The organism is Aciduliprofundum boonei T469 (genome assembly GCF_000025665.1).
Taxonomy (GTDB): Archaea; Thermoplasmatota; Thermoplasmata; order Thermoplasmatales; family Aciduliprofundaceae; genus Aciduliprofundum; species Aciduliprofundum boonei.
This window is the reverse complement of record NC_013926.1, coordinates 633,626-659,089: the sequence shown is the minus strand read 5'-3', so window position 1 is coordinate 659,089 and position 25,464 is coordinate 633,626. Positions and strand designations below refer to the sequence as shown.

The following is a 25,464-nucleotide window of genomic DNA, read 5'->3' as shown; positions in this document are numbered from 1 at the left end:
CATTTTCCAATATGCCCACTATAGTTGAGAAAATCCTCCAAGAGCATAGCGAGGAAAAAGTTGAGCCTGGCAAAATTGTATGGATTGATCTGGATATAATAACCGCTAGAGAATTTGGGGGACCAAATGTTGTAAAGCATCTAAAAGAGAACTTCTCTGGTAATTATGTGGCAAAGCCCGAAAGTACATTCTTCACATTTGATTTGAGCGTCCCCGCTAAAACTCTGAAATATGCTCTGGCTCAAAATATATGCAGAAAATTTGCGAAGGAAGTAGGAATAAAAGTTTTTGATATAAATCAGGGCATAGGAACGCATGTGCTCATTGACAGGGGCGTTGTAAAGCCCGGAATGACCGCTGTCGGCACTGATTCTCACTACAATATCTTAGGTGCCATGGGAGTTTTTGGACAGGGTATGGGAGATAAGGATATCGCATTTGCATTTAAAACTGGAAAGACATGGTTCGAAGTGCCAGAGACAATGAAAGTTATCGTGGAAGGAAAATACAATTTTCCAACGGTGGCGAGGGATCTGACATTTGCCGTTATGAGAGAACTCGGACCTGCGGGGGCCTTGGGAAGAGCTATTGAATACTACGGAGATGCAATATCCTCTCTAAGCATTGACGGACGCATTACCCTTGCATCACAAACAACAGAGATGGGTGGAATAATAGGATTCACACCTATGGATGAGAAATTAAAGAGTTTCTATGAGAGCAAAGGTATGAATTTCAAGGTAATAAAAGCAGATAAAGAAGCAGAGTATGTGGAAGAAATTCATATCGATGTCAACAATTTGGAGCCACTAATGGCCTCACCTCCAAATCCCTGCAATGTACATCCTGTTAGCGAATATGAAGGTATGGAAATAGATGGTGCATTCATAGGCTCTTGCACAAATGGGAGATACGAGGACTTAGTTGCCGCTGCAAAAATCTTAAAGGGAAAGAAGTTGAAAGTGCCCTTGACAATAACCCCTACAACAAGAGAAATATGGCTTAGGTTGATGAAAGAAGGTATATGGGAGATATTTGCAGAGGCAGGAGCAGTACTTACAAATCCAGGATGCGGTGGCTGTGCAGAGGGAATGCCCGGGCTTATAGGTGACGAAGTTTATCTAAGCACTACAAATCGCAACTATCCCGGCAAGCAGGGTCCAGGGAAATTGTATCTAGTATCGCCTGTGATAGCAGCAGCAAGTGCCGTTGAAGGAAAAGTTACCGTACCAAGGATGTAATATGAAAGTTCTAATGGGCATAGGCAATGACTTACGGGGAGATGATGCCATAGGGATTTATATAGCCAAAAACTTTAAAAAAGAGGGGTGGAAAGTAATCATAGCGGGACAGGTGCCCGAAGATTTTACAGGGGAAATAAAAAGAATAAAGCCAGATCTATTAATACTCGTGGACGCTGCGTTGATGGGACTTCAGCCCGGAGAGTTCAGAGTAGTCCCTACCGATTTGATTCCGAATGTGGCATTTAGCACCCATGGTATGCCTCTCTCTTTTTTCATAAACTATATAGGCGAGAGTGCTCAAAAAATAATTCTAATTGGTATAGAGCCAAAGAATCTGGAATTTGGAGAGGAATTGAGTCCCGAGGTCAAAGAGGCTGGAGATAAAATCATTGAAATCTTGAAAAAAGAAGAGATTGAAGAAATAAAGATATTGAAAGGGTAAATCATTCTTTTATCTCTTCCTCTGGCTTGCAGTGCCACATTTTTGCAATCTTGCTCCATGCCTTGACATAACCAACAAGGAAGGGTATCTGTATCAAAGGAGTCACTGCCGGAGGAATCGCCATAAGACCCATCCCCGCACTCATCGCTATTGCCATCGCTGTGCCTTCATTTTTTCCTACCGAGGGAAAGGTTATAGCCATATGATCCCTGTACCTTATCCCCAATATCCTATTTAGATAAGTGAGCAATCCAAGAGATATGAGATAGTACAAAATCAAAGGAACGAGGGCAATTAGCACCATCTCTGGTTTCTTGGCAATCAGCTTCGCCTTCTCCATGAATATTAGGAACACTATGGTGTACATTCCAATCAAGGAAATCGCTGGAAACAGTGGTTTGATTTTGAGAAATCCCTCTGTGCCCTTCTTTCTTATCAACGCTTCTCTCGTTATAATTCCAAAGAACATTGGAACAAATACCACTTCGATTATAGTTATTACGAGGAGCATTGTTGGCACGGAGACATTAGAAGATGCCGCATATATTGCGAGCCAGCCAGGCACTGTTATAATTGCAAGGATGAAGCTGAAGGCTACAATTATAGTTGCTAATTCTAAATTTCCACGAGAGAAACCTGTATAGGCAATACTCATAGATGAGCAAGGTACGACCATCGCTAGCATCAAACCCAAAGCAAGCTGGGGACTTAGAGGATAAAATAAACCGATAAGCCATATTAGAAACCACATTAAAATTGGAGCTACCACAAGGCCCATAGTAAGTCCTATGGCAAGCTGTTTTCCCTGCTTCATCGAATTCTTCAGTTCTCCAAGACGAAGATTGATCATCATTGGATATATCATGGAAATCACCACTGCCAAATTTATCCAATGAAAAGTTCCCTTGTACTTTTCGACATTTATATGGAGACCCACCAGAAAACCAAGGAGCATAGATACTGTGACATATACAGGTAAGAACTTATCAAGGTGATTCTTCAAGCGCAAATAATCCATGCTCATTCCTCCTCATGAGTTTTTATTATTAACACGGGCTTCTTGGTCTTTTTGAGAACTCTCATAGTGGTTGAACCGAATATTTCATGGGAGAATCCCAGCCTTCCATGAGAAGGCAATAGTATGAGTGAGACATTTTCCTCCTCTGCAACTTTTACTATTTCCTCATATGGTATACCAAATCTCACCATTATCCTTAGCTTGTTAGCATTCATCATTTTTCTGCATTTATCTGCACTCTCTGAGAGTTTTTCTCTAGCCTTAGCCTTTAACTTCTCCTCAATATCCCTGAGTTCTTTATTTTCTCCTTTGTAGAGATAAGCATAGCCATTGAGCAATTCTTCAAGGCGTCCTTCATCAACAACATGTAGAATAATGCACTCTCCAACCTCGCTTTGGTTATTCTTACTGAATTTTTGAATTGCGCGCATTGAACCTTCACTAAAGTCCGTAGGGAACAGGATTTTTCGAAACATTTAAACCACCATATTTCAATTTTTTTTGAAGCATGAAAAACCCATATTAATAGTTTGTTGGACATTTTTGTTTATTTTCCTTTATTTTTAAGGTTTTCTTTGCAAAAATTCACAAGGCAATAGTAATTTTACAAGAAAATTTTAAATATAATTATGATATTTATCATAAATATGAGAGATTTGAAAGAACATAAAACTTATGAATCTCTGAGGCGTGTTATGATTCACTGGGGCTTTGGAGAGTTAGAAGCTGCAATATACGCACTATTGGTGATGAAACAAAAACCCATGACTGCTAAGGAAATCGCAAATGAAATCGGATATGCCTATAGTTCCGTGGTAAATGCCTTAAATCAGCTAAGGAGACATGAGATGATTGAGAGGAAGAAGGGTGTAAAATGCTACACCTATTCTGCTGTGATAGATTTTATCAGAATAATAAAGAACGAGAGGTTGAAAGTGAAGAACTTTTTGACAGAGGCAAAGATGGCATTAGAAGGAAAAGATGAGGAATATGCCGAGCTTTTGAGACATCTGGAGGAGGGCATAGAGTATTTAGGAAAATTGGAAAAAGAGGTGAGATAAAAATGGAAAAAAAGGAGAATTTGAGTGAGGGTGAAATAATAGACTATCTGAACAAAGTAATGGACCACAAATTTACAAGGTTCATAATGAAGGAAATGACAGAAGTTAAGAAACTTGAGAAGTCATTTGCTATATATGCAGAGGTTGAAAAACCAAAGGGTTTGAAAGAAAGACTTCACGCAAAGATTGTGGGTGAGGCCCTTGAAAAGGGTGCTGAAAAGTTTGGTGGCAGTCCGGAGGTAATTAAGAATTTTTTAAAAGATTCCTACATGCGCAAAGCGTTTGCCGTTATAATAAGAAGTATTGCCGAGTACGGAATTACAAGACCTCAAAGATTAATCGCCCCGTTTATGGTTGTTTGGAACTTTACCAAGCAATGCAACTTAAAATGCAAACACTGCTATGCAAATGCAACTCCATATCCAGCACGGGATGAACTCACTCTTGAGCAAAAATATCAGGTTGTAGATCAGCTGGATGAGGCAGGTGTGGCTGCAATATCATTCTCTGGAGGAGAGCCGCTTACAAATAAAGATTTTCTAAAAGTGGCAAGGTATGCAAAGTCAAAGGGATTCTATCTAACTGTGGCTACAAATGGCACGCTTATCTCTGAAAAAATGGCTCGTAAATTGAAAGAAGTGGGGATAGGGTATGTAGAAATAAGCTTAGATGGCCCCAATGCAGAGATACATGATGAGTTCCGTGGTGTGAAAGGTGCTTTCAATGCAACAATTAGAGGTATAAAGAATGCAAAAGCAGTAGGATTACAAGTGGGCATTGCAACAACAGCCACCCACGAGAACTTAGACTCCATACCCGAAATAATGAAACTGGCGAGAGAACTAAAAGTTGACAGATTTATAGTTTTCAATTTCATCCCCACTGGCAGAGGTAAGGATATAATGAACGAGGATTTAACTCCTGAGGAGAGAGAAGAGTTGATGAATTACCTGTATAAAGAATGGCAGACAGGAGGTTTAGATATATTTTCTACATGCCCAGCATATTCAAGAATTTCCATAACAGCTATGGATGAGGGTACTGGAGATAAAGTGTCACCAACGCACTTTGCTGAGATGGAAATACCCACAGGATTCGGTGGTGCTGCTAAGGCCCTCACTGAATTTATAGGAGGTTGTGGTGCTGGACGTATTTACTGCTCTATTGAACACAATGGAGATATTCAGCCCTGCGTATTCCTCCCCATAAAGGTTGGAAATGTCATAAAGGATGGTTTTGTGAATGTATGGAAGAACAGTGAAGTTCTCAATGCTCTTAGAGATAGAGATGCTGCAGATTACGCATGCTCTTCCTGTCCATTTAGATATGTATGTGGTGGATGCAGAGCCAGGGCCTATGCATATTATGGATACATAAAGGCACCTGATCCTGGGTGCATATTGATGAAAGATGAATGGGAGAAATTGAAGACAAATAATATTCATCATTTACAAGAGGAAATGAAAGCACCTCATATGATACTAAGCAAGTGATAAGCATGAGAATCCTGTTGATATCTCCTCCTACAATAAGCGCCATAAAGGCAATAGTGGGTACAACAGGGCCACCTCTGGGTTTAGCTTACTTAGCCTCAATGGTTCGCGATGAGCATGATGTGAAAATAGTGGATTCTTTGGCAGAAGATTTAAATTATGATGATGTGAAAAGAATAATAAAAAGCTACAATCCAGATTTAATAGGTATAACATCCACAACTTCAATGATGCCAGATGCTTACATTATTTCAAAGACGGCAAAAAAGCTCAACGAGAATGTGAAAATTGTTATGGGAGGGCCCCATGTTACATTCACTCCTGAGAGGACATTCAAAGAGTGCCCCTGCATAGATTACATTGTGCGCGGGGAAGGAGAGCTAACATTCAAAGAACTAGTAGATACCTTAGATAAAAACAGGGATCCTTCTAATATTTTAGGATTAAGCATAAATATGGGAGATAAAGTGAAGAATAATCTAGCAAGACCGCTTATCAAAGATGTTGATTCTATTCCAATTCCATCTTACGATTTACTTCCAATGGATAGATACCAAGCGGATGGTGTAAAATTTGGAACTATTATGACATCCCGCGGTTGCCCATTTAACTGTGCATTTTGCTCCTCTTCCCTGCAATTTGGAAAAAGATGGCGTGGGCACAGCGATTCTAGGGTGATTGAGGAGCTTAAAATACTCCGGGAAGAATATGGCCGCAAGGAAATAGAATTCTTGGATGATACATTCACATTGAACAGGCCAAGGGCAATAAGAATCTCCAAGATGATAAGAAAAGAAGGATTAGATATTTCCTGGACCGCTTCTTCCCGCGTAGATATTTTCACGAATGAAGTCGCGGATGCATTAAAATATGGGGGATGCCACACTGTTTACTTTGGAATAGAATCAGGTTCACAAAAAACATTAGATTTCATAGGCAAGAGAATAACCCCCGAACAATCTCTAGCAGCAGTAAAGAAGGCAAGAGCTCATAAATTGCATGCGTTGGGGGCGTTCATAATAGGGTTTCCCGAAGAGACAAAAGAGGATATAAAGAAAACAATAAAATTCTCAAAGAAAGTTGGAGTGGATTATGCACAGTTCACAGTAGCAACTCCTTATCCGGGAACAAGATTATGGAACTATGCTATGGCAAGGAATTTGATTTTAACATTTAACTGGAGAAAGTATACCACTCTAGACCCAGTTATGAAACTAATGCACTTCACTACTCAAGAAATTACAAAATTCTTGCAGTGGGCTTATGTCTCTTTCTATGTGAGACCTATTTACTTGCTCAAAGATTTAATAATGCAAGGGGGTTTTATCTTCAGAAGAGCTATACCTAACGCAATAAGAGTGGCAAGACAAACAATGAAAGTATGAGTTTTATTAACCATTATTAAACTACTTTCTTTTTCCAGATAAATACTCCAACAATAAATATTGAAACTATTCCTATTGGAATCACAACATAAGCATAATTCAGATGCATCGATAATACCCTCACTTCGTTGCTCATTGCACTCTCCCCTCCGGGACCGACAGCAGAAACCCAGTATACATGCTCTTTTCCATCAGAGATATTATCCGTGTAGGTCGTTAAATTGCTTCCAACATTGGCTATAAGCTTACCATCGCGATATATCCTGTATTCTAATATTCCATCTCCTCTGTAGCTAGGAACCTTCCAGGAGAGTTTGAAATGTCCGTTTATATCCTTAATCGTTAGGTTACGGGGTGAAGATGGTGGCAGTGAGTAATTGAACGGTATTTTCTTGAGTGGGTAATAATCAACGGCATGCGCATGCCCAGGTATCTTGTATGGATAATCTACAATTCCATCGTGATTTTTATCATTCGTATTATTTTTATTTGCCCAGTTATCCCAGTAATTACCAATAGAGGAGGAGTTCCAGAAAGAGTACGGAGCGTATGTATAGTTCCAATAAAAGCCACCGGGAGTGTATCCCCCATCTTTTGCTGTGGAATTTAAAAATATGTTGCCCCATATATAATTTGAGCCATCACCTGATAATTCTATCCCATAATCCTCAGAGTATGCAAACAGGTTTCCAGTTATCTCGTTGTTATGCACAGGGAAATTTAAACCCTCTACGTAAATACCATCTCTGTTGTAAAAGAATCTATTATTCTTTACCAAAATGTAATAACTTCCAATATTCGAAACTCCTGAGGCTCTCCCACTAAATGTGTTATTTTCTACCCATACATTGTAAGATCCAATGACATTTAATCCACTTCCCAAAAAACGAATTTGTTTAATGGTAATATTTTCAGAATATCCAACGAGCCCAACATGAGAGTTAAAATAAGAATCCGAAATAGAAATATTATCAGAATATGAGGTCCAGAAATCAAATTTCATGTTCATGCCCGTGAGATCCCACGCGGAGATGTGCGAACTATGGTATATCCAAAGCTCTGCACCGTTGAGGTATGAATCATAGAAATATATGTGTGAAATTTTAATATTTGACGAGTTGATGATGTAAATGAGGGTGAGTAGAACATCTTTGTTATAATTACAAAAACTTATGTTTTGAATCTCTGCATTTTTCACATTATTCAGTACTATTCCCATCTCCCCATACCAATCTTTTCTGAAATGAGAGAACTTTGAGTTTTTCAAAATAAAATAGGATGAGGTATTACCTATGTAGATCCCTGATGGTGAATTTGAAATATTAATGGAAATAACATAGGGCGATTCTTCAGTTCCATTTCCAGAGAAACTGTTTTTCTCAACAAATTTTTTCAGACCCTTGTCGTTATTTATCCGTACTTTGTAGTGAAACTTATAAACGCTAAAATGAAAACCTTCATCCCCATTTACTCCTTGCACAGATCCAGAATTAATCCCTACACCTATCATACCCAACATTAAGAATAAAACTATGAACGGGACTATCTTATTCTTCATAAAAGTCGCTAAAACTTAGAAATACAAAAATTTTTACTTTATTAATAACCCCAATATAAGCATATAGAACTGAAAAACATGGTAAACAAATAAACTAAGGCACCTAACAAATACCAAAAATTTTTGAAATAGTTATACATGGCTCAATGAGGTGATAAGATGAGAGTAGCAATACCGAGCATAAGCGATGAAGGGTTGGATAGCAAGGTTAGCGGTCATTTTGGCCGTTCCCCGTACTACACCTTCGTGGATATTGAAAACGGAGAGATTAAGAATGTAGAAGTCGTTCCTGTTCCATTCGAGGAGCATGGCCCCGGAGACCTGCCGAATTTCGTAAAAGAGCATGGTGGCGAGGTTGTAATCGCTTACGGCATGGGACCCAGAGCGACAGAATTTTTCCAGCAATTGGGCATCAATGTAGTCACCGGCGCTGGCGGAAGAATAAGGGACGTGATAGATGCGTTCATCCACAATATGCTTGAAGTGGACCCGTACTGGAAAGAGAAAATCGAAAAAGAAAAGAAGAGAAAGGGAGAATGCGAGGGGCATTAATTTTCTTTTTAAACTTAAAAACTTTCAGAGAGATGTTTAAAGATAATTTGAAATACTTTTTAGGCATGCCGAAAGCATGTACGATGAAATATTTAAACCAATTAAAATAGGAGGTTTAGAGAGCAAAAACCGTGTCATATTTCCTCCCGTATCCACAAATTTTGGTAGAGAGGATGGCCATTTAAGTGAGTTGTTCATCAAGCATTACGAAACCCGAGCAAAGGGTGAAGTCGGATTGCTCATAGTGGAGAACTCGTGCGTGTCGTATCCCGAGGGGAAGCATGGCGCTTATGAACCAAGAATAGATTCTTGGGATTTCTACGAAGACTGGAAAAATATAGCGAGAAGATTGCAAAAATACGACTCGCTCATTTCCGTCGAGCTCACGCACGAGGGCTGGAAAAAGAAGGGTGTGAATTTCCTGAGCGATGAAAAAATAAGGGAAATAGTGGAAAATTACGGCACCGCCGCGGAAATCGCTTGCAAGGCGGGATTTGACATGGTGGAAGTGCAGGGTGCCCATGGATTATTGGTGAATCAATTTCTCTCTCCTTTAACCAATACCCGGGACGATTCATGGGGCGAGCGAACGAAATTTGCAATCGAAATAAGAAAAGAAATAGCGAAGCGCTGTGGCTGGGATTTCCCTGTGACAATTCGCCTCGCGGTGGATGACTTCTTAGACGGGGGAATAACTCTCGATGAGGGAAAGAGAATCGCGGAGGAACTTCAAAATTATTACCAGATGATTCAAGCCGATATTGGACTCGGGCCAAAAGAACTGCGATTGGAGCCAATGCCGTTCCAGCAGGGATGGAGAGCATATTTGGCGGAGAATATTCGCCCATTAAAGGTACCCGTTGCAGCCGTGGGAATGATCCGCGAGCCGGAGGTTGCGGCGGAAATCCTGAGGGAAAAGGCAGATATGATCGTGTTGGGAAGAACATTAATCGCGGACCCTGAGTGGTTAATAAAGGTTCGCGAAGGAAGAGTGAATGAAATAAGGAAATGCATTGGTTGCAGCGAGTGCATCAAAGCACGGCATGATGAGGACACGAGAATAAGATGCGGCGCAAATCCGCAGGTTGGGAGAGAGATAGAAATAAAAAATGCGGAGGAAAAGAAGAGAGTGGTTATAGTGGGCGGCGGCCCGGGAGGATTGGAAGCAGCTAGGATTTCGGCAATGCGCGGGCATGAAGTTCATTTGTTCTACGATGAATTCGGAGGAACATTGAATCTTGCGGCACTTCCTCCGGGAAAAGAGAAGATAAGGTGGTTAATCGAGTACTATCGCGAGGAATTGAAAAAATACGATAATTTGAAGATGTACAATAAAAAAGCGCTCAAGAACGATGTGGTTGCTTTAGAACCGGATGCAATAATAATGGCCACCGGGAGCAAGCCGTTCCTGCCGTGCCCGCCGCTCCGCGATTTCGTGTATTTATACGAGGATGTTCTCCGTGGCGAAGTTAAATTTGAAGGAAAGAGCATAGTTGTTGGCGGCGGTGGTTTAGTAGGTTGCGAAACCGCGAATATGCTTGCGGAGAAAAATAAAGTGATAATAGTTGAGATGATGCCCGAGGTTGCACAGGGAATGGAAACTCTCTCAAAGAAGCATCTTCTGAAAGAATTGCAGGAGAAGGGAGTGAAGATATTAACCAACACCAAAATAGTAGATGTTGCTCGAGGTGAAATAATAGTTGAAAAAGAGGGAGAGCAGATGCTCATCGAAGCAGATGCCATGATTGCCGCCTTCGGTTCTCGGCCATTCGTGCCATTCCGCATCGAAGATGTGCCAACGCACATTATCGGCGATGCCAAGAGCGTTCGAAACATCTATTCCGCGGTTAGCGAAGGATTTGAGGTTGGTATGAAAATCTAGGATTTCTCTATTTCTCTAATCTCTTTTTCATGCCTCGTCATCTGTGCCTGATATTGCTTCGCAGTTTCCAACATCTGCTGCGCAAACTTTTCTTCTAACATCTTTTTCACTTTTATAAATATCTTATTTTTCCTAGCTGCCTCTCTTGCAACCTCCGCAGGAGGAAATTCTATGGCGCCAACTGGGCAAAGATTAGCGCATGTTTGACATCCAACTAAACAATTGAATGGCTTCGCAACTATCGGCTTTTTGGATACAAGGTCATAGGAGTAAACTCCACGGCCACAGATAACAGCGCAAAGGCCGCAACCAATGCATGCCGCTGGGTCTATTTTAGGGTACCATTTGATCTCTTTTCTCGGCACCCCAAACCAGTAATCAAATTTCTTATCGCTCATTTTTACCACCATGCCTACATACATTTTAAGTATTTCAAATTTTTTTGAAACACTATAAAAAAGTTGAAATAGATGCACACAGATTATGCATTATGGTTCAAAAAATACCTGAAAAAATAAAGAAAGAAATTGAAGCAAAGGGAGGTATCGAAAAGATAATAAAAGAAATTCCCCCAAAAAAAGATATAAAAAAAATTGCATTTATACATCATGCCCTTTCAGATGAGATCCGCCTAAAAATCCTGTTTTTTTTAAATATTCAGGAGTCTTGCGTGTGCCTCATAAAAGAAATTACAGGTTTATCCTACTCTAAACTCTCATACCATCTCAAAATCTTAAAGGATGCTGGATTAATAAAAAGCAGAAAACTCGGAAATTACATTATATATTCTATCTCCAAAAAAGGCAAATTCTTTATTGATAAGTGTATGATAAAATAGTTTTTTCATCATTTAAAAACGATTTTAATAAATTAAAAAACGAATATCGTAATATTTATTAGGTATTATGCCATTCCATTCTTAATGTGTCTTGCAATTCCAGGAAAAATAGTGGAAATTCGTGGAGTGGTTGCAATAGTGGATTACGGTGGAGTACGTAGAGAAGCAAGAATAGATTTCGTTCCTGATGTCAAGCAGGGGGATTATGTAATTGTACACACTGGATTTGCCATTGAGAAAATGGATGAGGAGTCGGCAAAAAAGAGTATAGAAGCATGGGATGAGATTTTAGAAGGGGATCTGGAATGAGTAATAATACAGCTAAAAAAATTATACAGGGTATCTTTAAAGAGGCTAAAAAAATAGATAAAATAGTCACCTTTATGGATGTTTGTGGAACTCATGAAGACACCATCAACAAAGGTGGGATTAGGCCTATACTCCCAAAGAATATTAAGATAGTAGCTGGTCCAGGATGCCCCGTATGCATAACTCCAGTAGAAGATATAGTGAAGATGATGGAAATTGCTAAAAAAAAGGATATTATTATAACAACCTTTGGGGATATGTATCGCATTCCAACTCCTATGGGAAGTTTTGCGGATTTTAAAGCTTCCGGCCATGATGTCAGGATTGTATACTCCATCTACGATGCATATAAAATCGCTCAAAAAACCAAAAAGACAGTAGTTCATTTCTCTCCAGGATTTGAAACTACTACCGCCCCCACTGCAGGAATATTAAATGATGTGTGGGAGAATGATATGGAAAATTTCAAAATATACTCAGTACACAGGCTCACGCCCCCTGCGGTAGAATTTCTAATAAAAGCCGGAACAGTTTTTGACGGGCTTATAACACCTGGTCATGTATCTGCAATAATTGGAGTGAGAGGATGGGCTTACATCACAAAAAGATATGGTGTACCTCAGGTTATCTCTGGGTTTGAACCAGAAGATGTGCTCTTAAGCATATATATGCTTCTTAAAATGCTCAACGAGGGAAGGGTTGAAATAGAGAATGAGTATAAAAGAGTGGTTAAATACGAGGGAAATGTGCCCGCACAGAAGAGTATTGAGAAATTCTTTGAGATTAAAGATGCAAAATGGAGAGCTCTTGGAGTTATTCCTAGTAGTGGATTATTTCTTCGGAAAAAATACGAGAATCTGGACATAAGAAGTGATATAGATATTTCTATCCCTGAGATGCCTGATTTGGAAAGGGGATGCAGATGTGGTGAAGTTCTTAGGGGTCTAATTTTACCCGATGAATGCCCTCTATTTGGAAGACTATGCACTCCTCAAACCCCAATAGGACCATGCATGGTTTCATATGAAGGTACTTGCCAGATATTTTACAAATATGGCTCATTGTTTGGTGAGTAGATGAAATGCGTGAAAATAAAAGTGAACGGAATTGTCCAAGGCGTAGGATTCCGACCATTCATATACAGAATTGCCCACACCAATAAATTGACAGGATATGTAAAGAATCTTGGCGATGCTGGTGTTGAGATCGTCGTGCAGGGAAGTGATATAAATATAGAGAATTTTATAAAAGATTTAAAACTCAAAGCCCCGCCTCTAGCAAGAATACAGAAAATTAACTATGAATATATTCCCCCACGAAATTTCAAAGATTTTAAGATAGAGGGAAGCTCCAGAATAAAAGGAGAGGGCAATTCAATAATACCACCAGATGTGGCAATATGTGATGATTGTCTTAAAGAATTGTTCAATCCAACAGATAGAAGATACATGTATCCATTTATTGTATGTACAAACTGCGGACCAAGATTCTCCATTATAGAGGATTTGCCATACGACAGGGATAATACATCTATGAAGGATTTCCCCATGTGTGAAAAATGCGGAGAAGAGTACGAAGACCCACTAAATAGAAGATACCATGCAGAGCCCATATGCTGCGAGAACTGTGGTCCACAGTATGTTTTAATTGATAAAAATAATGTTCAAATTCCTGGTGAACCATTAAAAAATGCAGCAGTGCTAATCGATAAAGGATATATAATCGCTATTAAAGGCATCGGTGGTTTTCACATAGCGTGTGATGCTAGAAATGATGAAACAGTTGGAGAACTGAGAAAAAGGATAAGGAGAAAGGCGCAGCCCTTTGCGATAATGGCAAGGGATCTCAATACGATTGAAGAATTTGCTATAATAGATGATGAGGAGAAAGAGGAAATAAATAGTTACAGGAGACCCATAACATTATTGAAAAAGAGGGATCCATTCCCCTTACCAGATAACCTTTCTCCCGGATTGCACACAATTGGTGTTATGCTTCCTTATACTGGCTTGCATTATATTCTCTTCCACCATTCGCAAAGTGATGTTTATGTGATGACCTCTGCAAATTATCCCGATTTTCCTATGATAAAGGATAACGATAAAATTCAAGAAATAAAAGATGCAGTAGATTATTTCTTGATTCATAATAGAAGGATAGTAAATCGCGTTGATGATAGTGTTGTAAGATTCGTTGATGGGAAAAGAGCAGTGATAAGGCGCTCTCGGGGATTTGTACCACTTCCCGTTGGAAAAACATTAAGGTATAATGGTATCGCCATGGGTGCCGAGCTTATGAACTCATTCTCTATTATTAAAAATGAAAAAATATATCCTAGTCAGTACATAGGCAACACTTCGAAGGTAGAAGTTATGGACTTTTTTCAAATAGCCTTGAATAGATTTCGATCTCTTTTAAACATCAATGATGCGGATTTAGTTATAAGAGATTCCCACCCCCTTTACAACACCTCACAGTTTGGAGATAAATTGGGTGAGGAAATGGGTGTGGAAGTATTAAAAGTCCAGCATCATTTTGCCCATATTGCATCCATAATGGCTGAGGCAAATATTGATGAGATAATAGGCATAGCCATTGATGCCGTGGGATATGGATTAGATGGAAACACCTGGGGAGGAGAGATAATAGAGATTTCAAACTCGGGAATTAAAAGGTTAGAGCATATAAGTTATTACCTTCTACCTGGCGGAGATTTAGCCGCGTATTATCCCATTCGCTCATTAATAGGTCTTCTTTCAATATCCTATGATGAGGAGGAGATCGAAAAGATTGTAAAAGATCGATGTCCCGATGCAGTAAATACATTAAAATATGGGAAACAAGAGCTCTATTTAATTCTTAAACAATTGCAGAAGAAGATAAATGTTGCATATACATCCTCTACAGGAAGGCTTTTAGACGCTGTATCTGTACTACTCAATGTATCCTATGAAAGAACCTACGAAGGTGAACCTGCTATGAAGCTGGAGAGTATAGCAATGGGTGGCCAGGATCTTGAATTCAAAATACCATGGAATAAGGGGATAGAAGTTCATCAGTTACTTCCTCAAATTATAAATACAAGGGGAAGTAAAAAGAATATTGCATATAGTGTTCATACATCCTTAGCCAAGACTCTGGCAAATGCTGCAATATATTACGCCGAAGAAAGAGGGATAAAAAAAATAGGAGTGAGTGGCGGTGTGGCGTATAATCAAATAATCATGGGCAAAATGAGGAAAATCATAGAAGGAAAAGGATATAATTTCATATCTACAACCGAGGTCCCTCGGGGAGATAATGGAATCAGTGTGGGACAGGCATATATTGGAGGTTTATATCTAAATGGATATGTAAGGAGGGATGAAATTGGATAGGATAAGAATGGTTGATGGTGCAGGTGGAGAAGCTATGGAGAGATTAATAAAAGAGATCATCTTGGATAACATAACTCTTAGAAGTGCAGGGAAGGTCTCTCTTGATGATTTGGATGATGGAGCTACCATAAGCCTCGATGGAGAAGATATTGTATTCACCATTGACGGCCATACTGTAAAACCCATCTTTTTCCCAGGTGGAGATATTGGAAAACTTGCGGTTAGTGGAACCGTTAATGACCTTGCAGTTATGGGTGCAAAGCCTCTTGCTCTGGCAATATCTCTAATTATTGAAGATGGTTTTTCAATGGATAGCCTAAAAAACATAATGATTTCTATTGATAAAACTGGAAAAGATGTTCCTGTTCCGATAATAACAGGAGATACAAAGGTTGTAGAGGACAAAATAGGGATATTTGCGATTTCCGCTGGAATAGGAAAGGCAGATAAAATTGTGAGAGATTCTGGAGCCAGAGTAGGAGATTTCGTTCTCATAAATGGAGGAATTGGCGAGCATGGTTTTGCTATAATGAGTAAACGCGAAGGCATAGATTTTGAAACTTCTTTGGTGAGCGATGTTTCTCCTTTATGGAGCCTTATTGAAGATGTAGCAAAATGTATCGGATGGGAAAATATTCATGCTATGAAAGATCCTACAAGAGGTGGATTAAGTGAGGCTCTTAATGAAATGGCATCAAAAGCCAATGTCGGTATAGAAATTGATGAGGAATCTGTCCCCATAAAATCCTCTGTAAAAGCAGCTAGTGAGATGCTTGGTATCTCGCCATTTATCATGGCAAATGAAGGAAAGGTCGTGATGATTGTAGCTGATGGATACCAGGATGATGCAATTGAAGCGATGAGAAAGAATAAAAATGGGAAAGATGCTGCGATTATTGGAAGAGTTATTAGAGAATATCCTGGTAAGGTAATAATAAAAACAAAAATAGGAGGTAAAAGATTTATAGAAAGACCTATAGGCGATCCCGTACCTAGAGTTTGTTAGGAGGTTTAAAAAATGCATGAATGGGCCCTTGCAGAAGGAATATTAAAAACAGCTATAGAATTTGCAGAAAAACATAATGCTAAGAGTATAAAGGGTGTCACCATAATCCTTGGGGAATTACAAGATGTAGAAAAAGAAATCGTGGAGTTTGCCTTGAATGAAATGAAGAAAGACACCATAGCCAAAGATGCAAAGTTCTCTTTTAGTGAAGAAGAAGCAATTTTCAAATGCAGGGACTGTGGTCATACCTGGAAATTAAAGGATGTAGAAAATAAATTGAATGCAGAGATGAGAGAGGATATACATTTCGTACCTGAAGTTGTTCACACTTTCTTATCCTGCCCAAAATGTGGCAGCAGAGATTTTGAAGTCGTGAAAGGTAGAGGAGTATATATCTCTGAAATAGTAGTGGAGGAATGATAAGATGATAGATCCCAGAGTAAAGGCCATAGATGAGAGAACAAAAGGTATTAAAAGGATAATCCCTGTTGTAAGCGGGAAGGGTGGCGTAGGAAAATCATTAGTATCTACCACTTTGTCTTTAATCTTGAAAGAAATGGGATACAAGGTGGGTTTATTAGACTTAGATTTTCATGGGGCCAGTGCACACATAATTTTAAATGCAGAAATTTCCAAACTTCCCGAAGAGAAAAAGGGCGTGATTCCTCCAGATGTTGAGGGAATTAAATTTATGAGCATAGTTTTTTATTCTGAAGATAAAGCAACACCTCTCCGAGGCGTAGAAATAAGCAACGCACTCATAGAACTCATGGCAATAACAAGATGGTCCACATTAGATTTTCTTATAATAGATATGCCTCCAGGAATGGGTGACCAACTTTTGGATATACTTAGATTCTTGAAAAGAGGAGAGTTTATTGTTGTAGGTTCCCCATCACCCCTTACAATGAATGTAGTGCAAAAGATTCATTCTTTACTTATTGAGCAAAAAATGAATATCTTAGGACTTATCGAAAACATGGTTAGGAATACAAGCACTCTCAAAAAGATTGCAGAGGAGATGGGTGTGAGATACTTGGGAGAAGTACGATTTGACCCGGAGATTGACAAACTCATAGGAAAACCTAAACATATTCTCACAACGGATTTTGGGGAGGATATGAAAAAAATAGCAGAAAAAATTTCAAGGACCAGGAATTATTAAATCCTCTGCCAATTTATCCTCATTCGCTAAAAGAAATTCATCACTCATCTTTAGGCATTTGCGAGGACAGACATCAACACACTGACCACAGAAAACACATCGAGACACATAGATCTTTATTTTCAGAGGGGCTGCCAATTTTGCACCCTCTTTACAGTGCATTATAATCCACTTTTTATCCCTTACCAGTTCTATGGCATGAGAAGGACAAACCTGGGCACAGAGACCGCATCCAACGCATTCATCTATATCGTATTCTAATTTACCACGGAAACCGGGAGGAGTAGCGACAGGGGGATTAATTTTTACTTCCCCCTTCTGAACCTTTTCTACCAAGCCAAGCGTATTTTTAGGTGCATATTTCACAGGGAATTTGTTGGTGAATGGTTTTTTTAGAAGCAATTTCAAAACTTTAAAAAACATCATTTTATCACCTCACAACATCACATCTAAGGCTATTAGTATAAGGGCAATCAACGAAGCCAGTGTAAGATATCCCCAGTAAACCTTGACCACCTGGTCCACCCTGAATCTTGCCACAGAAACTCTGATGAATGTCATGCAGAAGAATATCACTATCTCCAGTTTTAAAAGGAAGAATAGGAAGTCAACAATAGCCCATCCCCAGCACGGCATGGATATATAGGGCATTAGAAGGGGTGAGAGATTGTAGGGGAAGAATATGGCAACTATAAGTGCAGACATTACCACCGTTTTCACAGCATCTGCAAGATAGAACAATCCCAGATTTCTACCGGAATATTCCACAAACACACCTTCCGCGATCTCAGTTTCCGCCTCTGCTATATCAAAGGGCACCTTGGTTATCTCACCTGTTGTCACAAGAAGCAACACTATGAGAAGTATGACGGCCCCAACTATTCCGAAGGGCCCCATAATATTCCATACAGGATGTTTTACAAAAGCCGTGAGAGAAAATACTGCCTCATGCGGGAACAAAGAGGATATCTTCCATGCCAGAGCAATTACCGTGGCTGCCAAGGGGAATTCATAGGACATCATAAGAACCATTTCCCTCTGCGCTCCCACAGATGCAAAAGGAGAACTAGATGCAAAACCACCGGCTACCATTGCAAGTGATGGTATTGTTAGAAGATAGAGAATTAAAATTACATCTCCATGGCCATTCAGTACTGGAGAAAACGGTCCCAATGGGATATAAAGTAAAATGATTACCGTAGAAGCAAGGCAAAGAATTGGTGCAGCATTATAGAGCCAGGAAATCGCATCATCTGGCACTATGGTCTCCTTCTGAAACAGTTTTTTAACATCCCAGAAAGGCTGCCATATGGGAGGACCTACTCTCCATTGCATATGCGCTGCCAGTTTTCTATCAATACCCTTGGTAAGCAATCCAAAGGGTATTGCAAAAAGAATAATCAAGAATGTAGCGGCAATATACCATACAACCTCAAGTCCTACTTGAACCATTACGCATCAACCTCCTTGTTTTTCTTACACTTAACTTATGCATATATTCTTTCGTAATCTCATATTTCTTTCCTTTCTCATCCACCACAGTAACACGATTTAAACAAGACATACAGGGGTCTGTGGAAGCAGCTACGATAGGCACATCTGCAATCTGCCCCCCAAGAAGCATAGGGATCCAAGGAAGTACATTATTATATGTAGGAGCCCGTATTTTCCAAGAGAGATAGGGCTCTTTACCTTTCTCCAGCCTAACATAATGTATATCCTCACCCCTTGGTGCCTCTACTCTCCCGATTCCTTCACCTTCAGCCTTTTTTAGAAGCAATTTTAACCTTACCAAATTTTTCTCAGCCAATATAGGTCCTTGAGGAAGATTATCCACAGCCCATTTTATTATTTCTACACTCTGCTTGACTTCAAGAAGTCTTACTATTATTCGATCAAATACATCACCATGGGTTTCTCCATTATACATATCAGGAGTGATCGCTTTTACTCCATAATCTGCATAAGCCCCATATGGGAAATCCTGACGTACATCCTTAGGTACACCAGATGCACGGGCAACCGGTCCAACTGCACAAAGTTTCAAGGCATCTTCTCTTGTAAGTATACCCACATCCCTGGTTCTCATTCTAATAGTTGGATCGTTTAAGTATATATCCTCAATCTTTGCGAACTTTTCCATGTAGTATTGCATCCCTTCTTTTATCTTTCTCTTTCCTTCCTCGCTTATATCCCTTCTAACTCCACCAATCATCATTATTGCTTTGGTAACACGATTTCCTGAGAGATACTCGATAAGATCCATAACTTTTTCTCTTAGTGCCCAAGTATAATGGAATACAGTATCAAACCCAATTTCATGAGCTGCAACCCCTGCCCACAGAAGATGCGAATGAATTCTTTCCAATTCAGCCATTATGGTGCGGATATAATCAGCCCGTTCTGGTGGGGATATACCTGCTGCATCTTCAACCGCTTGAACCATACAGAAAGGATGGCATATATTGCATATACCGCATACTCTTTCAGCCAAATATATACTCTGGATAGGATTATTTCTATTCATACCGATCCATTCTATTCCTCTATGAACCTGAGAACAAAAAACATCTACCCCTACAATTCTCTCTCCCTCTACATCTATCTTTAATGTGATAGGCTCATGAATCGCCGGATGCAATGGACCTATAGGTATAGAATAAGCATGCTCACTCATCCTTATCATCCTCCTTCCATGTTTCATATAACTTATTTAGCATCTCGCTAGGAAATGTTTCATCTCTACGCCAAGGATATTTACCTTCAGGCCAATTCTCCGGCAAGAAGAAATGTCTCGTATCCTCAAGTCCTATGAAATCTACACCAACCATCTCATGAATCTCCCTTTCTGATATCATCGCTCCAGGTATAAGATCAGTTATTGTTTCAATTCTAAGGTCATTCTTGGGTAATTTAACCCTAAGGGAAATAGTCTTCTCATCGTTTTGCTTACCATAATCAATGGTAAAATGATAAAGGAGTTCCATATCCTCTCCCAAATCTGTCACAGATATAACTGCAAAATGAGGATAATCTTGTATCTCAAAAAGTAAATCCATAAATTTGCGGAAATCCTCACGTTTTATATTTACGAATATATTGGTTCTCTTTATCTTTTTGAGCCCACAAGGGATCTCTTTGATATTTATCTCGCAATCAATCCTCTTCTTTATCATATTTATTACATCTTCTGTTTTCATTTTTTCTCCCTCCTCAATCTTTCCAGTTTCATCCACGCTTTCACAACGCCATCAATTATAGCCTCTGGCCTAGGAGGACATCCTGGTACATATACATCCACTGGAATTACCTTGTCCACCGGACCGACAAGGTTATAGGATTCATGGAAAACTCCTCCACTTATCCCACAGGAGCCTATAACGATAACAACCTTGGGGTCTGGTACCTGCTCGTAGAAACGCTTTACCTTATCCTCCATATCCCTCGTGACTGGCCCTGTAACGAGGAGAGCATCTGCATGCCTTGGAGAACCAACAAGTTTTATACCAAATCTCTCAACATCATATCTAGGTGTGAGCGCAGCAAGAATCTCAATATCACATCCATTGCAGGAGCCGGTGTTAACATGAAATACCCAAAGTGAACGATCAAAGCTCTTGGAGGGTAATTTGGGCATTAGGCACCACCCCACAGGATGTAGAGGATGAGCATTATGGCAACTATTCCCACATACCATCCAAGATAATCCCGTATATCACCAGTATGCATTTTCCTTAGGAAATTGTAATACCTCTTCAGGGCCGATGTGAATCCCCAGTATATGTTTGAGGCCGATACTCTCGTACTCTCCCTGGATTCTGGAGCATAACCAGAAAGGAAAGGTTTTGTTTGATCCGTACCTCTTTTATATCCTGGATTCCCCCGAAGCCATATTAAATATGCCACCAGAAGGGCAACGAATATTACCAAGAGCCACAGAATAGGATTCCAGAAACCATATGGTGTTAGAAAATCAAAGTTCATGGAAAACCACCTCCTAGTACACGAGTTATATAACCCACGGGATCAGAAAGAGCGGTGGCGGCTGGAGTCACTAGATATTGCATTGCTATGTTGGGGAACAGTCCAAAGAATATTATGAAGAATGTCAATATACCCATTCCAACAAGCATTGGTAGAGGTACCTCCTTAACATCGTACCTCTTGGGTCCCATAAAGGCAGAGTGGAATACCTTAACGAAGGATGCCAAGGTAAGTATGCTTACAATCATTGCAAGAATCGAAAGTATAGGATTGAATTGATAAACCGATTCGTATATAAGCAACTTGGATGCAAAACCATTAAATGGAGGAATACCTGCTATGGCCAGAGCCCCAATCATAAAGAATATCATAGTGTATTTCATAGTATGCCCAAGGCCACCCATTTTATCCAGATCTGAGGTGCCAACCCTATAAATTATCGCCCCGGCTGTTAGGAACAAGAGACCCTTATACATGGCATGGTTAATTATGTGGAATATTCCTCCCTCCATGGCAGCAAAACCATATTGGTGAAATGCAGCAGTTCCAAGGGTTGCTAATCCCACACCCACACCCAAGAGCATATATCCTGTTTGAGAAATGGCATGATAGGCCATAAGTCTCTTTATATCATGCTGTATAAGTGCCATTGTAACTCCCACAAACATACTCAAAACACCAAGAATTATAATAAACCAGCCAAGGGTAAAGGTATTGGCTGCAAGCCCAAATACTGTAAAATTAACCCTGAAAAGCCCATAGAGAGAGGCCTGTGAGGCAGTTACCAGCATGGCACTTATAGCTCCTGGAGCCTTGCCGTATCCATCAGGTACCCAGAAGTGCATAGGTATTGCTCCAGCCTTCATGGCTAAGGTTACGGTTAACAGAGCCATTGCTATCTTGTCAAGATTTGAAAAGCCTGTGGCATGCATTCTATAAGCAACCATGGCCATATTCAAAGCATCATACTCTCCATAAAGTATCCCTATAGCAAAGAGAACCATTAATCCTCCCAAAGAACTTATAATAGCGTACTTGAACGCTGCCTCTACTGCCACACCTCTATCCACTCGGTAGGCCACAAGAGCTGCAGAAGCCAAAGAGTTTATCTCAAGGAATACAAAGAAATTAAAAAGGTCTCCTGTTAACATCATTCCCAGCATACCCACAGTCATAAGGAGAAGAAGGGAGTAATATTTATCTTGCCCAGTTTGTTCTTTTTCACAGGATATTGAGTAAATAACTCCTGCCAAAGCCACCGTGGAGGCGGTAAATGCCATAAAGATACTCATACCATCAACTACAAATATTATTCTGATAGGAATTCCTCCAGAATCTGGAGGAACAGTTAAATTAGGAGATGTCGCTCCAAAAACATACACCTGTGTACCAAAATTATAAACTTGGTAAAGGAGTATTACCACGAATATTTCTGTTAGTGCCAGAGCCAATATTACCCATATGTTTCTGGCTCTGGCACTCACCCGAGATATTACCGGAGTGGCGAAGGCGGCGATCAGCGGCACAATTATAATAAAGGCAGGGGCGTGCTCAACTAAAACATCCCATATCATCCTTTCAACCTCCTTACCTTTCTAGAGTCCAAGGTTCCATAATATCTATAAATCACAACACAAAAGGCTAAAAGCATAGCCGTTGTGGCCACTCCTATAACTATCGATGTTAGAGTAAGTGCCTGAGGTGTAGGTAAAACCATATAGGTAGAAGGAGCATTTGTGTAAATGGGGGCAATTCCGCCCTCACGATATCCCAAAGAGACAAGGAAAAGATTTACTCCACTTTCTATGAGACTCAGGCCAATCACTATTTTTATTAGATTTCTCTTAAAAAGAGCGGCATAGAGACCGATGATTATCACAACTGCTACTGTGATATAAACTAAATTAAACAGCATCCTTACTCACCTCCTTTATGTAGTGAAGATAGTACATTATGATGACACCCAGACCACCTAGAACCTCTATTCCCACCGCAAAATTCATTATGGGAATAACTCCCGCGGTATTCAGATAGCCAGGATTTATACCATAAGGCACAGGTTTTCCAAAAAGCAAGCCTGTATTTGCAAGCCAATTATAGAAAAACGATGTGCTTATACCTAAGAGTGCTGTAATTATGAAAGTTAAAAGACCTACGGCTTCTGCTCCAGATAAGTGAGTTTTCTTTATCCACGATTTCACATTCTTATAGCTATAAGCTACCGCAATAAGGGCTACACCAGTGGCTATAACAGCACCACCTTGAAAACCACCCCCCGGGGTTAGATGTCCATGGGCAACTACATAAAATCCAAAAATCATAATGAGAGGATAAAGAAAGTTTGCCTGAGTCCGAACTATTTTACTCATCATTTGGCATCCCTCCTCAAGATCCTTAAGACCACCCCCACTGCGAGAACAGCCGTAAACAGTACAGATGCTTCTCCCAAAGTATCAAAACCTCTATAATCGAACACTATGCTGGTAACTATATTATTCGCCCCTGTCTGATTCTGACCATTATGAATAAAATAATTATCCATATCCGTATACTTTGGGTGTCCAAATACCAAATGATCACCAGTGGGATGACCAAAATCAGCTGGATTTATTGAAACATATAGAAATGCTGCCAGCACAACGATCAGAGCAGAACATAACAGCAACTTCCTCATTCTTCCACCTCCCATCTATAAGTGCCTTTAATTGCAAGAATGAATATTGCGGTTGTAAGTCCTGCCCCGATACCTGCTTCAGCTATTGCCACATCCGGTGCTTGAAGGATATAGAATTCCAGGGATAAGAGAAAAGAGAATACTCCCAATGCTACTGCACAAGCTAATAAATCCCGATATCTTATCGCCAGATATGCACTAATTATTAAACCTGCAAGAAGAAGGATTTGAAGAAGGTTTTCAAATATCATTTTTTCACCTCCTCTAGCTTATCTACCACTGCATACTTCGGCAAAACTCCACTTCTATGTGCAGCTCTAGCAATAGCATGTGCACCAACAGGATTCGTGAGTAGCAAAGCGGCTATGGCAACAAAGGTATGTAAAGCAAGAGTGAGACCCCATGCCTGTCCAGTTAAATACAGTTGAGTAAAAGCCCAAGTAACAACCGCAAGAGATGTGAATATGGAGCCAAAGGTGGTGGCTTTTGTAGCGGCATGTAATCTAGTATAGACATCTGGAAATCTCAAAAGACCTATGGTACCTAGGCCATTAAAAGTAAGGCCTATCCCAATGAAAATATATATGAGATATTCCGTCCACATTTAAATCCCCCCCTCTAAATATTTCGCAATGTATAGAGTACTCACGAAAGATAACAGAGCATACACTATGGCTATATCCACATATATCATCTGATTGTAAGCCACTGCTAATATTACCATAAGAGCCACAATCAGCGTATTTATAGTATCCAGCCCAACCACCCTATCTGGAGCAGTTGGACCCAAAATGATTCTAATTAATGACATAAAGATCCATACCATCAGAATAAAAGCTGTAAGAAACCATATATCTATCATTCTGCAACCCTCCTTGTCCATTTTGGAAATGACCCACAAACCTTATTTATATCTGCATACTCTTTTTTTTCTTCTCCCTCAGGCACATTTATCCAATGCACATACAGGACATTGTTATCGTCCACATCTACGGTGAGGGTTCCAGGGGTAAGAGTTATGGAATTGGCTAGGAAAGTTATTCCATAATCGGTTTTAAGTTTGGGATCTATTTTAACTATCCCGGGTCTAATTTTCCCAGTTATGACCCTATAAGCAACATCAATATTTGCCTTGGCCATAGCAAAGAAAAAAGGTCCAAAACCATAAACAATGAAAAGAAGCCAGCGGATGGGATTTAACATCCTATAATTCTTCGATTTGCATAAATAATTTCGAGTTATAAAACCTACTATTAAGCTCAGAAATATCCCCATTATAATTTCAGATGGAGACCAAAATAGTAGAAAATTACCACTACCTGCAGTAAGTATGAGATATGTTACGAATGTGACAACAGCCGTAATTATAAACGCCAACATTTTATCACCATATAAGGTAATTACATAAATAAATATATGTTTTTCGTTTTTTTATGAATAAAATAGAAAATTCAAATACGAAATTCGTTATAAAAA

The 25,464-nt window shown here is 39.7% G+C and carries 32 protein-coding genes; 14 read left to right on the top strand and 18 right to left on the bottom strand.

The window, feature by feature from the left end:
- Positions 1-11 precede the first annotated feature (11 nt).
- Together ABOO_RS03480 and hycI are read left to right on the top strand one after the other, a co-directional pair.
- The gene (locus tag ABOO_RS03480; RefSeq protein WP_008082629.1) at positions 12-1,241 is read left to right on the top strand and encodes a 3-isopropylmalate dehydratase large subunit; all 1,230 of its coding nucleotides are present in this window, start codon (positions 12-14) and stop codon (positions 1,239-1,241) included.
- A gap of 1 nt (position 1,242) precedes the next feature.
- Positions 1,243-1,686 (top strand): hydrogenase maturation peptidase HycI, encoded by a 444-nt coding sequence (gene hycI / locus ABOO_RS03475; protein WP_008082697.1) that lies wholly within the window; start codon positions 1,243-1,245, stop codon positions 1,684-1,686.
- A 1-nt stretch (position 1,687) separates the two neighbouring features.
- Here the strand turns inward: hycI and ABOO_RS03470 are convergent, their stop codons facing one another.
- Together ABOO_RS03470 and ABOO_RS03465 are read right to left on the bottom strand one after the other, a co-directional pair.
- On the bottom strand, positions 1,688-2,710 hold the full coding sequence (locus tag ABOO_RS03470) for an arsenic resistance protein (RefSeq protein WP_236614080.1): 1,023 nt from the start codon (positions 2,708-2,710) through the stop codon (positions 1,688-1,690).
- Positions 2,707-3,180, bottom strand: coding sequence for a universal stress protein (locus ABOO_RS03465; RefSeq protein ID WP_008082221.1), 474 nt, complete (start codon positions 3,178-3,180; stop codon positions 2,707-2,709). Before ABOO_RS03465 ends, ABOO_RS03470 begins: the two co-directional genes overlap by 4 nt.
- A 171-nt stretch (positions 3,181-3,351) precedes the next feature.
- On the opposite strand from ABOO_RS03465, the gene ABOO_RS03460 reads away from it, so the two are divergent.
- The 3 genes from ABOO_RS03460 to ABOO_RS03450 are packed head-to-tail and all read left to right on the top strand — an operon-like array spanning position 3,352 to position 6,643.
- Positions 3,352-3,765: a helix-turn-helix domain-containing protein gene (locus tag ABOO_RS03460; RefSeq protein ID WP_008082153.1), complete on the top strand. Its 414-nt coding sequence runs from the start codon at positions 3,352-3,354 to the stop codon at positions 3,763-3,765.
- Positions 3,766-3,767: 2 nt separating this feature from the next.
- Positions 3,768-5,258, top strand: coding sequence for a radical SAM/SPASM domain-containing protein (locus ABOO_RS03455; protein ID WP_008082092.1), 1,491 nt, complete (start codon positions 3,768-3,770; stop codon positions 5,256-5,258).
- Between the two features lie 5 nt (positions 5,259-5,263).
- Complete coding sequence (locus ABOO_RS03450; RefSeq protein WP_008082249.1) at positions 5,264-6,643, top strand: B12-binding domain-containing radical SAM protein; 1,380 nt, start codon at positions 5,264-5,266, stop codon at positions 6,641-6,643.
- Positions 6,644-6,659: 16 nt separating this feature from the next.
- Here the strand turns inward: ABOO_RS03450 and ABOO_RS03445 are convergent, their stop codons facing one another.
- Positions 6,660-8,201, bottom strand: a complete 1,542-nt coding sequence (locus ABOO_RS03445) for a right-handed parallel beta-helix repeat-containing protein (protein WP_008082208.1) — start codon at positions 8,199-8,201, stop codon at positions 6,660-6,662.
- A 159-nt stretch (positions 8,202-8,360) separates the two neighbouring features.
- Here ABOO_RS03445 and ABOO_RS03440 point away from each other — a divergent pair, with 159 nt between their 5' ends.
- Positions 8,361-8,753: a NifB/NifX family molybdenum-iron cluster-binding protein gene (locus ABOO_RS03440; protein ID WP_008081908.1), complete on the top strand. Its 393-nt coding sequence runs from the start codon at positions 8,361-8,363 to the stop codon at positions 8,751-8,753.
- A 76-nt stretch (positions 8,754-8,829) separates the two neighbouring features.
- Positions 8,830-10,635, top strand: a complete 1,806-nt coding sequence (locus tag ABOO_RS03435) for an oxidoreductase (protein WP_008082429.1) — start codon at positions 8,830-8,832, stop codon at positions 10,633-10,635.
- On the opposite strand, the gene ABOO_RS03430 is transcribed toward ABOO_RS03435, so the two are convergent.
- A complete protein-coding gene (locus tag ABOO_RS03430; RefSeq protein ID WP_008082598.1) occupies positions 10,632-11,033 on the bottom strand; it encodes a 4Fe-4S dicluster domain-containing protein in 402 nt (133 codons plus the stop codon). The genes ABOO_RS03435 and ABOO_RS03430 overlap by 4 nt on opposite strands.
- 92 nt (positions 11,034-11,125) lie before the next feature.
- Here ABOO_RS03430 and ABOO_RS03425 point away from each other — a divergent pair, with 92 nt between their 5' ends.
- From ABOO_RS03425 to ABOO_RS03395, 7 genes are all read left to right on the top strand, one after another.
- Complete coding sequence (locus tag ABOO_RS03425) at positions 11,126-11,473, top strand: ArsR/SmtB family transcription factor (protein WP_008082285.1); 348 nt, start codon at positions 11,126-11,128, stop codon at positions 11,471-11,473.
- A gap of 84 nt (positions 11,474-11,557) precedes the next feature.
- The gene (locus tag ABOO_RS03420; RefSeq protein ID WP_008082283.1) at positions 11,558-11,782 is read left to right on the top strand and encodes a HypC/HybG/HupF family hydrogenase formation chaperone; all 225 of its coding nucleotides are present in this window, start codon (positions 11,558-11,560) and stop codon (positions 11,780-11,782) included.
- Positions 11,779-12,858: a hydrogenase formation protein HypD gene (gene hypD / locus ABOO_RS03415; protein WP_012997202.1), complete on the top strand. Its 1,080-nt coding sequence runs from the start codon at positions 11,779-11,781 to the stop codon at positions 12,856-12,858. Before ABOO_RS03420 ends, hypD begins: the two co-directional genes overlap by 4 nt.
- Positions 12,859-15,159 (top strand): carbamoyltransferase HypF, encoded by a 2,301-nt coding sequence (gene hypF / locus ABOO_RS03410; RefSeq protein WP_008082277.1) that lies wholly within the window; start codon positions 12,859-12,861, stop codon positions 15,157-15,159.
- The gene (hypE, locus tag ABOO_RS03405) at positions 15,146-16,165 is read left to right on the top strand and encodes a hydrogenase expression/formation protein HypE (RefSeq protein ID WP_012997201.1); all 1,020 of its coding nucleotides are present in this window, start codon (positions 15,146-15,148) and stop codon (positions 16,163-16,165) included. The genes hypF and hypE overlap by 14 nt, the downstream gene beginning before the upstream one ends.
- A gap of 12 nt (positions 16,166-16,177) precedes the next feature.
- Positions 16,178-16,585 carry a hydrogenase nickel incorporation protein HypA gene (hypA, locus tag ABOO_RS03400; RefSeq protein WP_008082019.1) on the top strand — a complete coding sequence of 136 codons (408 nt, stop codon included), beginning with the start codon at positions 16,178-16,180 and terminating at the stop codon, positions 16,583-16,585.
- Between the two features lie 4 nt (positions 16,586-16,589).
- Positions 16,590-17,330 (top strand): P-loop NTPase, encoded by a 741-nt coding sequence (locus tag ABOO_RS03395; RefSeq protein ID WP_008082044.1) that lies wholly within the window; start codon positions 16,590-16,592, stop codon positions 17,328-17,330.
- Here the strand turns inward: ABOO_RS03395 and ABOO_RS03390 are convergent.
- From ABOO_RS03390 to ABOO_RS03325, 14 genes are read right to left on the bottom strand one after another with little or no spacing between them, the layout of a single operon-like run.
- A complete protein-coding gene (locus tag ABOO_RS03390; RefSeq protein ID WP_012997200.1) occupies positions 17,310-17,756 on the bottom strand; it encodes a 4Fe-4S dicluster domain-containing protein in 447 nt (148 codons plus the stop codon). The two genes, ABOO_RS03395 and ABOO_RS03390, sit on opposite strands and share 21 nt — an antisense overlap.
- Positions 17,757-17,765: 9 nt before the next feature.
- A complete protein-coding gene (locus tag ABOO_RS03385) occupies positions 17,766-18,782 on the bottom strand; it encodes a respiratory chain complex I subunit 1 family protein (protein WP_008082226.1) in 1,017 nt (338 codons plus the stop codon).
- Entirely contained in the window at positions 18,763-20,007 is a 1,245-nt protein-coding gene (locus ABOO_RS03380; RefSeq protein ID WP_008082540.1) for a hydrogenase large subunit, read from the bottom strand. Before ABOO_RS03380 ends, ABOO_RS03385 begins: the two co-directional genes overlap by 20 nt.
- The gene (locus tag ABOO_RS03375) at positions 20,000-20,530 is read right to left on the bottom strand and encodes an NADH-quinone oxidoreductase subunit C (protein WP_008082240.1); all 531 of its coding nucleotides are present in this window, start codon (positions 20,528-20,530) and stop codon (positions 20,000-20,002) included. Before ABOO_RS03375 ends, ABOO_RS03380 begins: the two co-directional genes overlap by 8 nt.
- On the bottom strand, positions 20,527-20,967 hold the full coding sequence (locus ABOO_RS03370; RefSeq protein WP_008082271.1) for an NADH-quinone oxidoreductase subunit B family protein: 441 nt from the start codon (positions 20,965-20,967) through the stop codon (positions 20,527-20,529). Before ABOO_RS03370 ends, ABOO_RS03375 begins: the two co-directional genes overlap by 4 nt.
- On the bottom strand, positions 20,967-21,314 hold the full coding sequence (locus ABOO_RS03365) for a hypothetical protein (protein WP_008083716.1): 348 nt from the start codon (positions 21,312-21,314) through the stop codon (positions 20,967-20,969). Before ABOO_RS03365 ends, ABOO_RS03370 begins: the two co-directional genes overlap by 1 nt.
- Positions 21,311-22,888 carry a proton-conducting transporter transmembrane domain-containing protein gene (locus tag ABOO_RS03360; RefSeq protein ID WP_008082651.1) on the bottom strand — a complete coding sequence of 526 codons (1,578 nt, stop codon included), beginning with the start codon at positions 22,886-22,888 and terminating at the stop codon, positions 21,311-21,313. The genes ABOO_RS03365 and ABOO_RS03360 overlap by 4 nt, the downstream gene beginning before the upstream one ends.
- The gene (locus tag ABOO_RS03355; protein ID WP_008082547.1) at positions 22,885-23,229 is read right to left on the bottom strand and encodes a sodium:proton antiporter; all 345 of its coding nucleotides are present in this window, start codon (positions 23,227-23,229) and stop codon (positions 22,885-22,887) included. Before ABOO_RS03355 ends, ABOO_RS03360 begins: the two co-directional genes overlap by 4 nt.
- On the bottom strand, positions 23,219-23,686 hold the full coding sequence (locus tag ABOO_RS03350) for a Na(+)/H(+) antiporter subunit B (protein ID WP_008082648.1): 468 nt from the start codon (positions 23,684-23,686) through the stop codon (positions 23,219-23,221). Before ABOO_RS03350 ends, ABOO_RS03355 begins: the two co-directional genes overlap by 11 nt.
- Complete coding sequence (gene mbhE / locus ABOO_RS03345) at positions 23,683-23,988, bottom strand: hydrogen gas-evolving membrane-bound hydrogenase subunit E (protein WP_008082096.1); 306 nt, start codon at positions 23,986-23,988, stop codon at positions 23,683-23,685. The genes ABOO_RS03350 and mbhE overlap by 4 nt, the downstream gene beginning before the upstream one ends.
- Complete coding sequence (locus tag ABOO_RS03340; RefSeq protein WP_008082234.1) at positions 23,985-24,239, bottom strand: DUF4040 domain-containing protein; 255 nt, start codon at positions 24,237-24,239, stop codon at positions 23,985-23,987. The genes mbhE and ABOO_RS03340 overlap by 4 nt, the downstream gene beginning before the upstream one ends.
- The gene (gene mnhG / locus ABOO_RS03335; protein WP_008081963.1) at positions 24,236-24,592 is read right to left on the bottom strand and encodes a monovalent cation/H(+) antiporter subunit G; all 357 of its coding nucleotides are present in this window, start codon (positions 24,590-24,592) and stop codon (positions 24,236-24,238) included. The genes ABOO_RS03340 and mnhG overlap by 4 nt, the downstream gene beginning before the upstream one ends.
- Positions 24,593-24,850: a cation:proton antiporter gene (locus ABOO_RS03330; RefSeq protein WP_012997199.1), complete on the bottom strand. Its 258-nt coding sequence runs from the start codon at positions 24,848-24,850 to the stop codon at positions 24,593-24,595. It abuts the gene before it with no gap.
- Positions 24,847-25,368, bottom strand: a complete 522-nt coding sequence (locus tag ABOO_RS03325; RefSeq protein WP_008082505.1) for a monovalent cation/H+ antiporter subunit E — start codon at positions 25,366-25,368, stop codon at positions 24,847-24,849. The genes ABOO_RS03330 and ABOO_RS03325 overlap by 4 nt, the downstream gene beginning before the upstream one ends.
- Between the last annotated feature and the right edge of the window lie 96 nt (positions 25,369-25,464).

Bases quoted from the DNA above. Each gene is read 5' to 3' on its own strand.
- hypF (WP_008082277.1), top strand. From the start codon at position 12,859: ATGAAATGCGTGAAAATAAAAGTGAACGGAATTGTCCAAGGCGTAGGA.
- hypE (WP_012997201.1), top strand. From the start codon at position 15,146: ATGAAATTGGATAGGATAAGAATGGTTGATGGTGCAGGTGGAGAAGCT.
- ABOO_RS03360 (WP_008082651.1), bottom strand. From the start codon at position 22,888: ATGATATGGGATGTTTTAGTTGAGCACGCCCCTGCCTTTATTATAATT.
- ABOO_RS03365 (WP_008083716.1), bottom strand. From the start codon at position 21,314: ATGAACTTTGATTTTCTAACACCATATGGTTTCTGGAATCCTATTCTG.
- ABOO_RS03460 (WP_008082153.1), top strand. From the start codon at position 3,352: ATGAGAGATTTGAAAGAACATAAAACTTATGAATCTCTGAGGCGTGTT.
- hypA (WP_008082019.1), top strand. From the start codon at position 16,178: ATGCATGAATGGGCCCTTGCAGAAGGAATATTAAAAACAGCTATAGAA.
- ABOO_RS03340 (WP_008082234.1), bottom strand. From the start codon at position 24,239: ATGATATTTGAAAACCTTCTTCAAATCCTTCTTCTTGCAGGTTTAATA.
- ABOO_RS03325 (WP_008082505.1), bottom strand. From the start codon at position 25,368: ATGTTGGCGTTTATAATTACGGCTGTTGTCACATTCGTAACATATCTC.
- ABOO_RS03455 (WP_008082092.1), top strand. From the start codon at position 3,768: ATGGAAAAAAAGGAGAATTTGAGTGAGGGTGAAATAATAGACTATCTG.
- ABOO_RS03430 (WP_008082598.1), bottom strand. From the start codon at position 11,033: ATGAGCGATAAGAAATTTGATTACTGGTTTGGGGTGCCGAGAAAAGAG.
- ABOO_RS03480 (WP_008082629.1), top strand. From the start codon at position 12: ATGCCCACTATAGTTGAGAAAATCCTCCAAGAGCATAGCGAGGAAAAA.
- ABOO_RS03470 (WP_236614080.1), bottom strand. From the start codon at position 2,710: ATGAGCATGGATTATTTGCGCTTGAAGAATCACCTTGATAAGTTCTTA.
- ABOO_RS03330 (WP_012997199.1), bottom strand. From the start codon at position 24,850: ATGATAGATATATGGTTTCTTACAGCTTTTATTCTGATGGTATGGATC.
- ABOO_RS03385 (WP_008082226.1), bottom strand. From the start codon at position 18,782: ATGGTTCAAGTAGGACTTGAGGTTGTATGGTATATTGCCGCTACATTC.
- ABOO_RS03440 (WP_008081908.1), top strand. From the start codon at position 8,361: ATGAGAGTAGCAATACCGAGCATAAGCGATGAAGGGTTGGATAGCAAG.
- ABOO_RS03355 (WP_008082547.1), bottom strand. From the start codon at position 23,229: ATGCTGTTTAATTTAGTTTATATCACAGTAGCAGTTGTGATAATCATC.
- ABOO_RS03420 (WP_008082283.1), top strand. From the start codon at position 11,558: ATGTGTCTTGCAATTCCAGGAAAAATAGTGGAAATTCGTGGAGTGGTT.
- ABOO_RS03375 (WP_008082240.1), bottom strand. From the start codon at position 20,530: ATGAAAACAGAAGATGTAATAAATATGATAAAGAAGAGGATTGATTGC.
- ABOO_RS03370 (WP_008082271.1), bottom strand. From the start codon at position 20,967: ATGCCCAAATTACCCTCCAAGAGCTTTGATCGTTCACTTTGGGTATTT.
- mnhG (WP_008081963.1), bottom strand. From the start codon at position 24,592: ATGTGGACGGAATATCTCATATATATTTTCATTGGGATAGGCCTTACT.
- hycI (WP_008082697.1), top strand. From the start codon at position 1,243: ATGAAAGTTCTAATGGGCATAGGCAATGACTTACGGGGAGATGATGCC.
- ABOO_RS03350 (WP_008082648.1), bottom strand. From the start codon at position 23,686: ATGATGAGTAAAATAGTTCGGACTCAGGCAAACTTTCTTTATCCTCTC.
- ABOO_RS03380 (WP_008082540.1), bottom strand. From the start codon at position 20,007: ATGAGTGAGCATGCTTATTCTATACCTATAGGTCCATTGCATCCGGCG.
- ABOO_RS03465 (WP_008082221.1), bottom strand. From the start codon at position 3,180: ATGTTTCGAAAAATCCTGTTCCCTACGGACTTTAGTGAAGGTTCAATG.
- ABOO_RS03395 (WP_008082044.1), top strand. From the start codon at position 16,590: ATGATAGATCCCAGAGTAAAGGCCATAGATGAGAGAACAAAAGGTATT.
- ABOO_RS03435 (WP_008082429.1), top strand. From the start codon at position 8,830: ATGTACGATGAAATATTTAAACCAATTAAAATAGGAGGTTTAGAGAGC.
- mbhE (WP_008082096.1), bottom strand. From the start codon at position 23,988: ATGAGGAAGTTGCTGTTATGTTCTGCTCTGATCGTTGTGCTGGCAGCA.
- ABOO_RS03390 (WP_012997200.1), bottom strand. From the start codon at position 17,756: ATGATGTTTTTTAAAGTTTTGAAATTGCTTCTAAAAAAACCATTCACC.
- ABOO_RS03450 (WP_008082249.1), top strand. From the start codon at position 5,264: ATGAGAATCCTGTTGATATCTCCTCCTACAATAAGCGCCATAAAGGCA.
- hypD (WP_012997202.1), top strand. From the start codon at position 11,779: ATGAGTAATAATACAGCTAAAAAAATTATACAGGGTATCTTTAAAGAG.
- ABOO_RS03445 (WP_008082208.1), bottom strand. From the start codon at position 8,201: ATGAAGAATAAGATAGTCCCGTTCATAGTTTTATTCTTAATGTTGGGT.
- ABOO_RS03425 (WP_008082285.1), top strand. From the start codon at position 11,126: ATGGTTCAAAAAATACCTGAAAAAATAAAGAAAGAAATTGAAGCAAAG.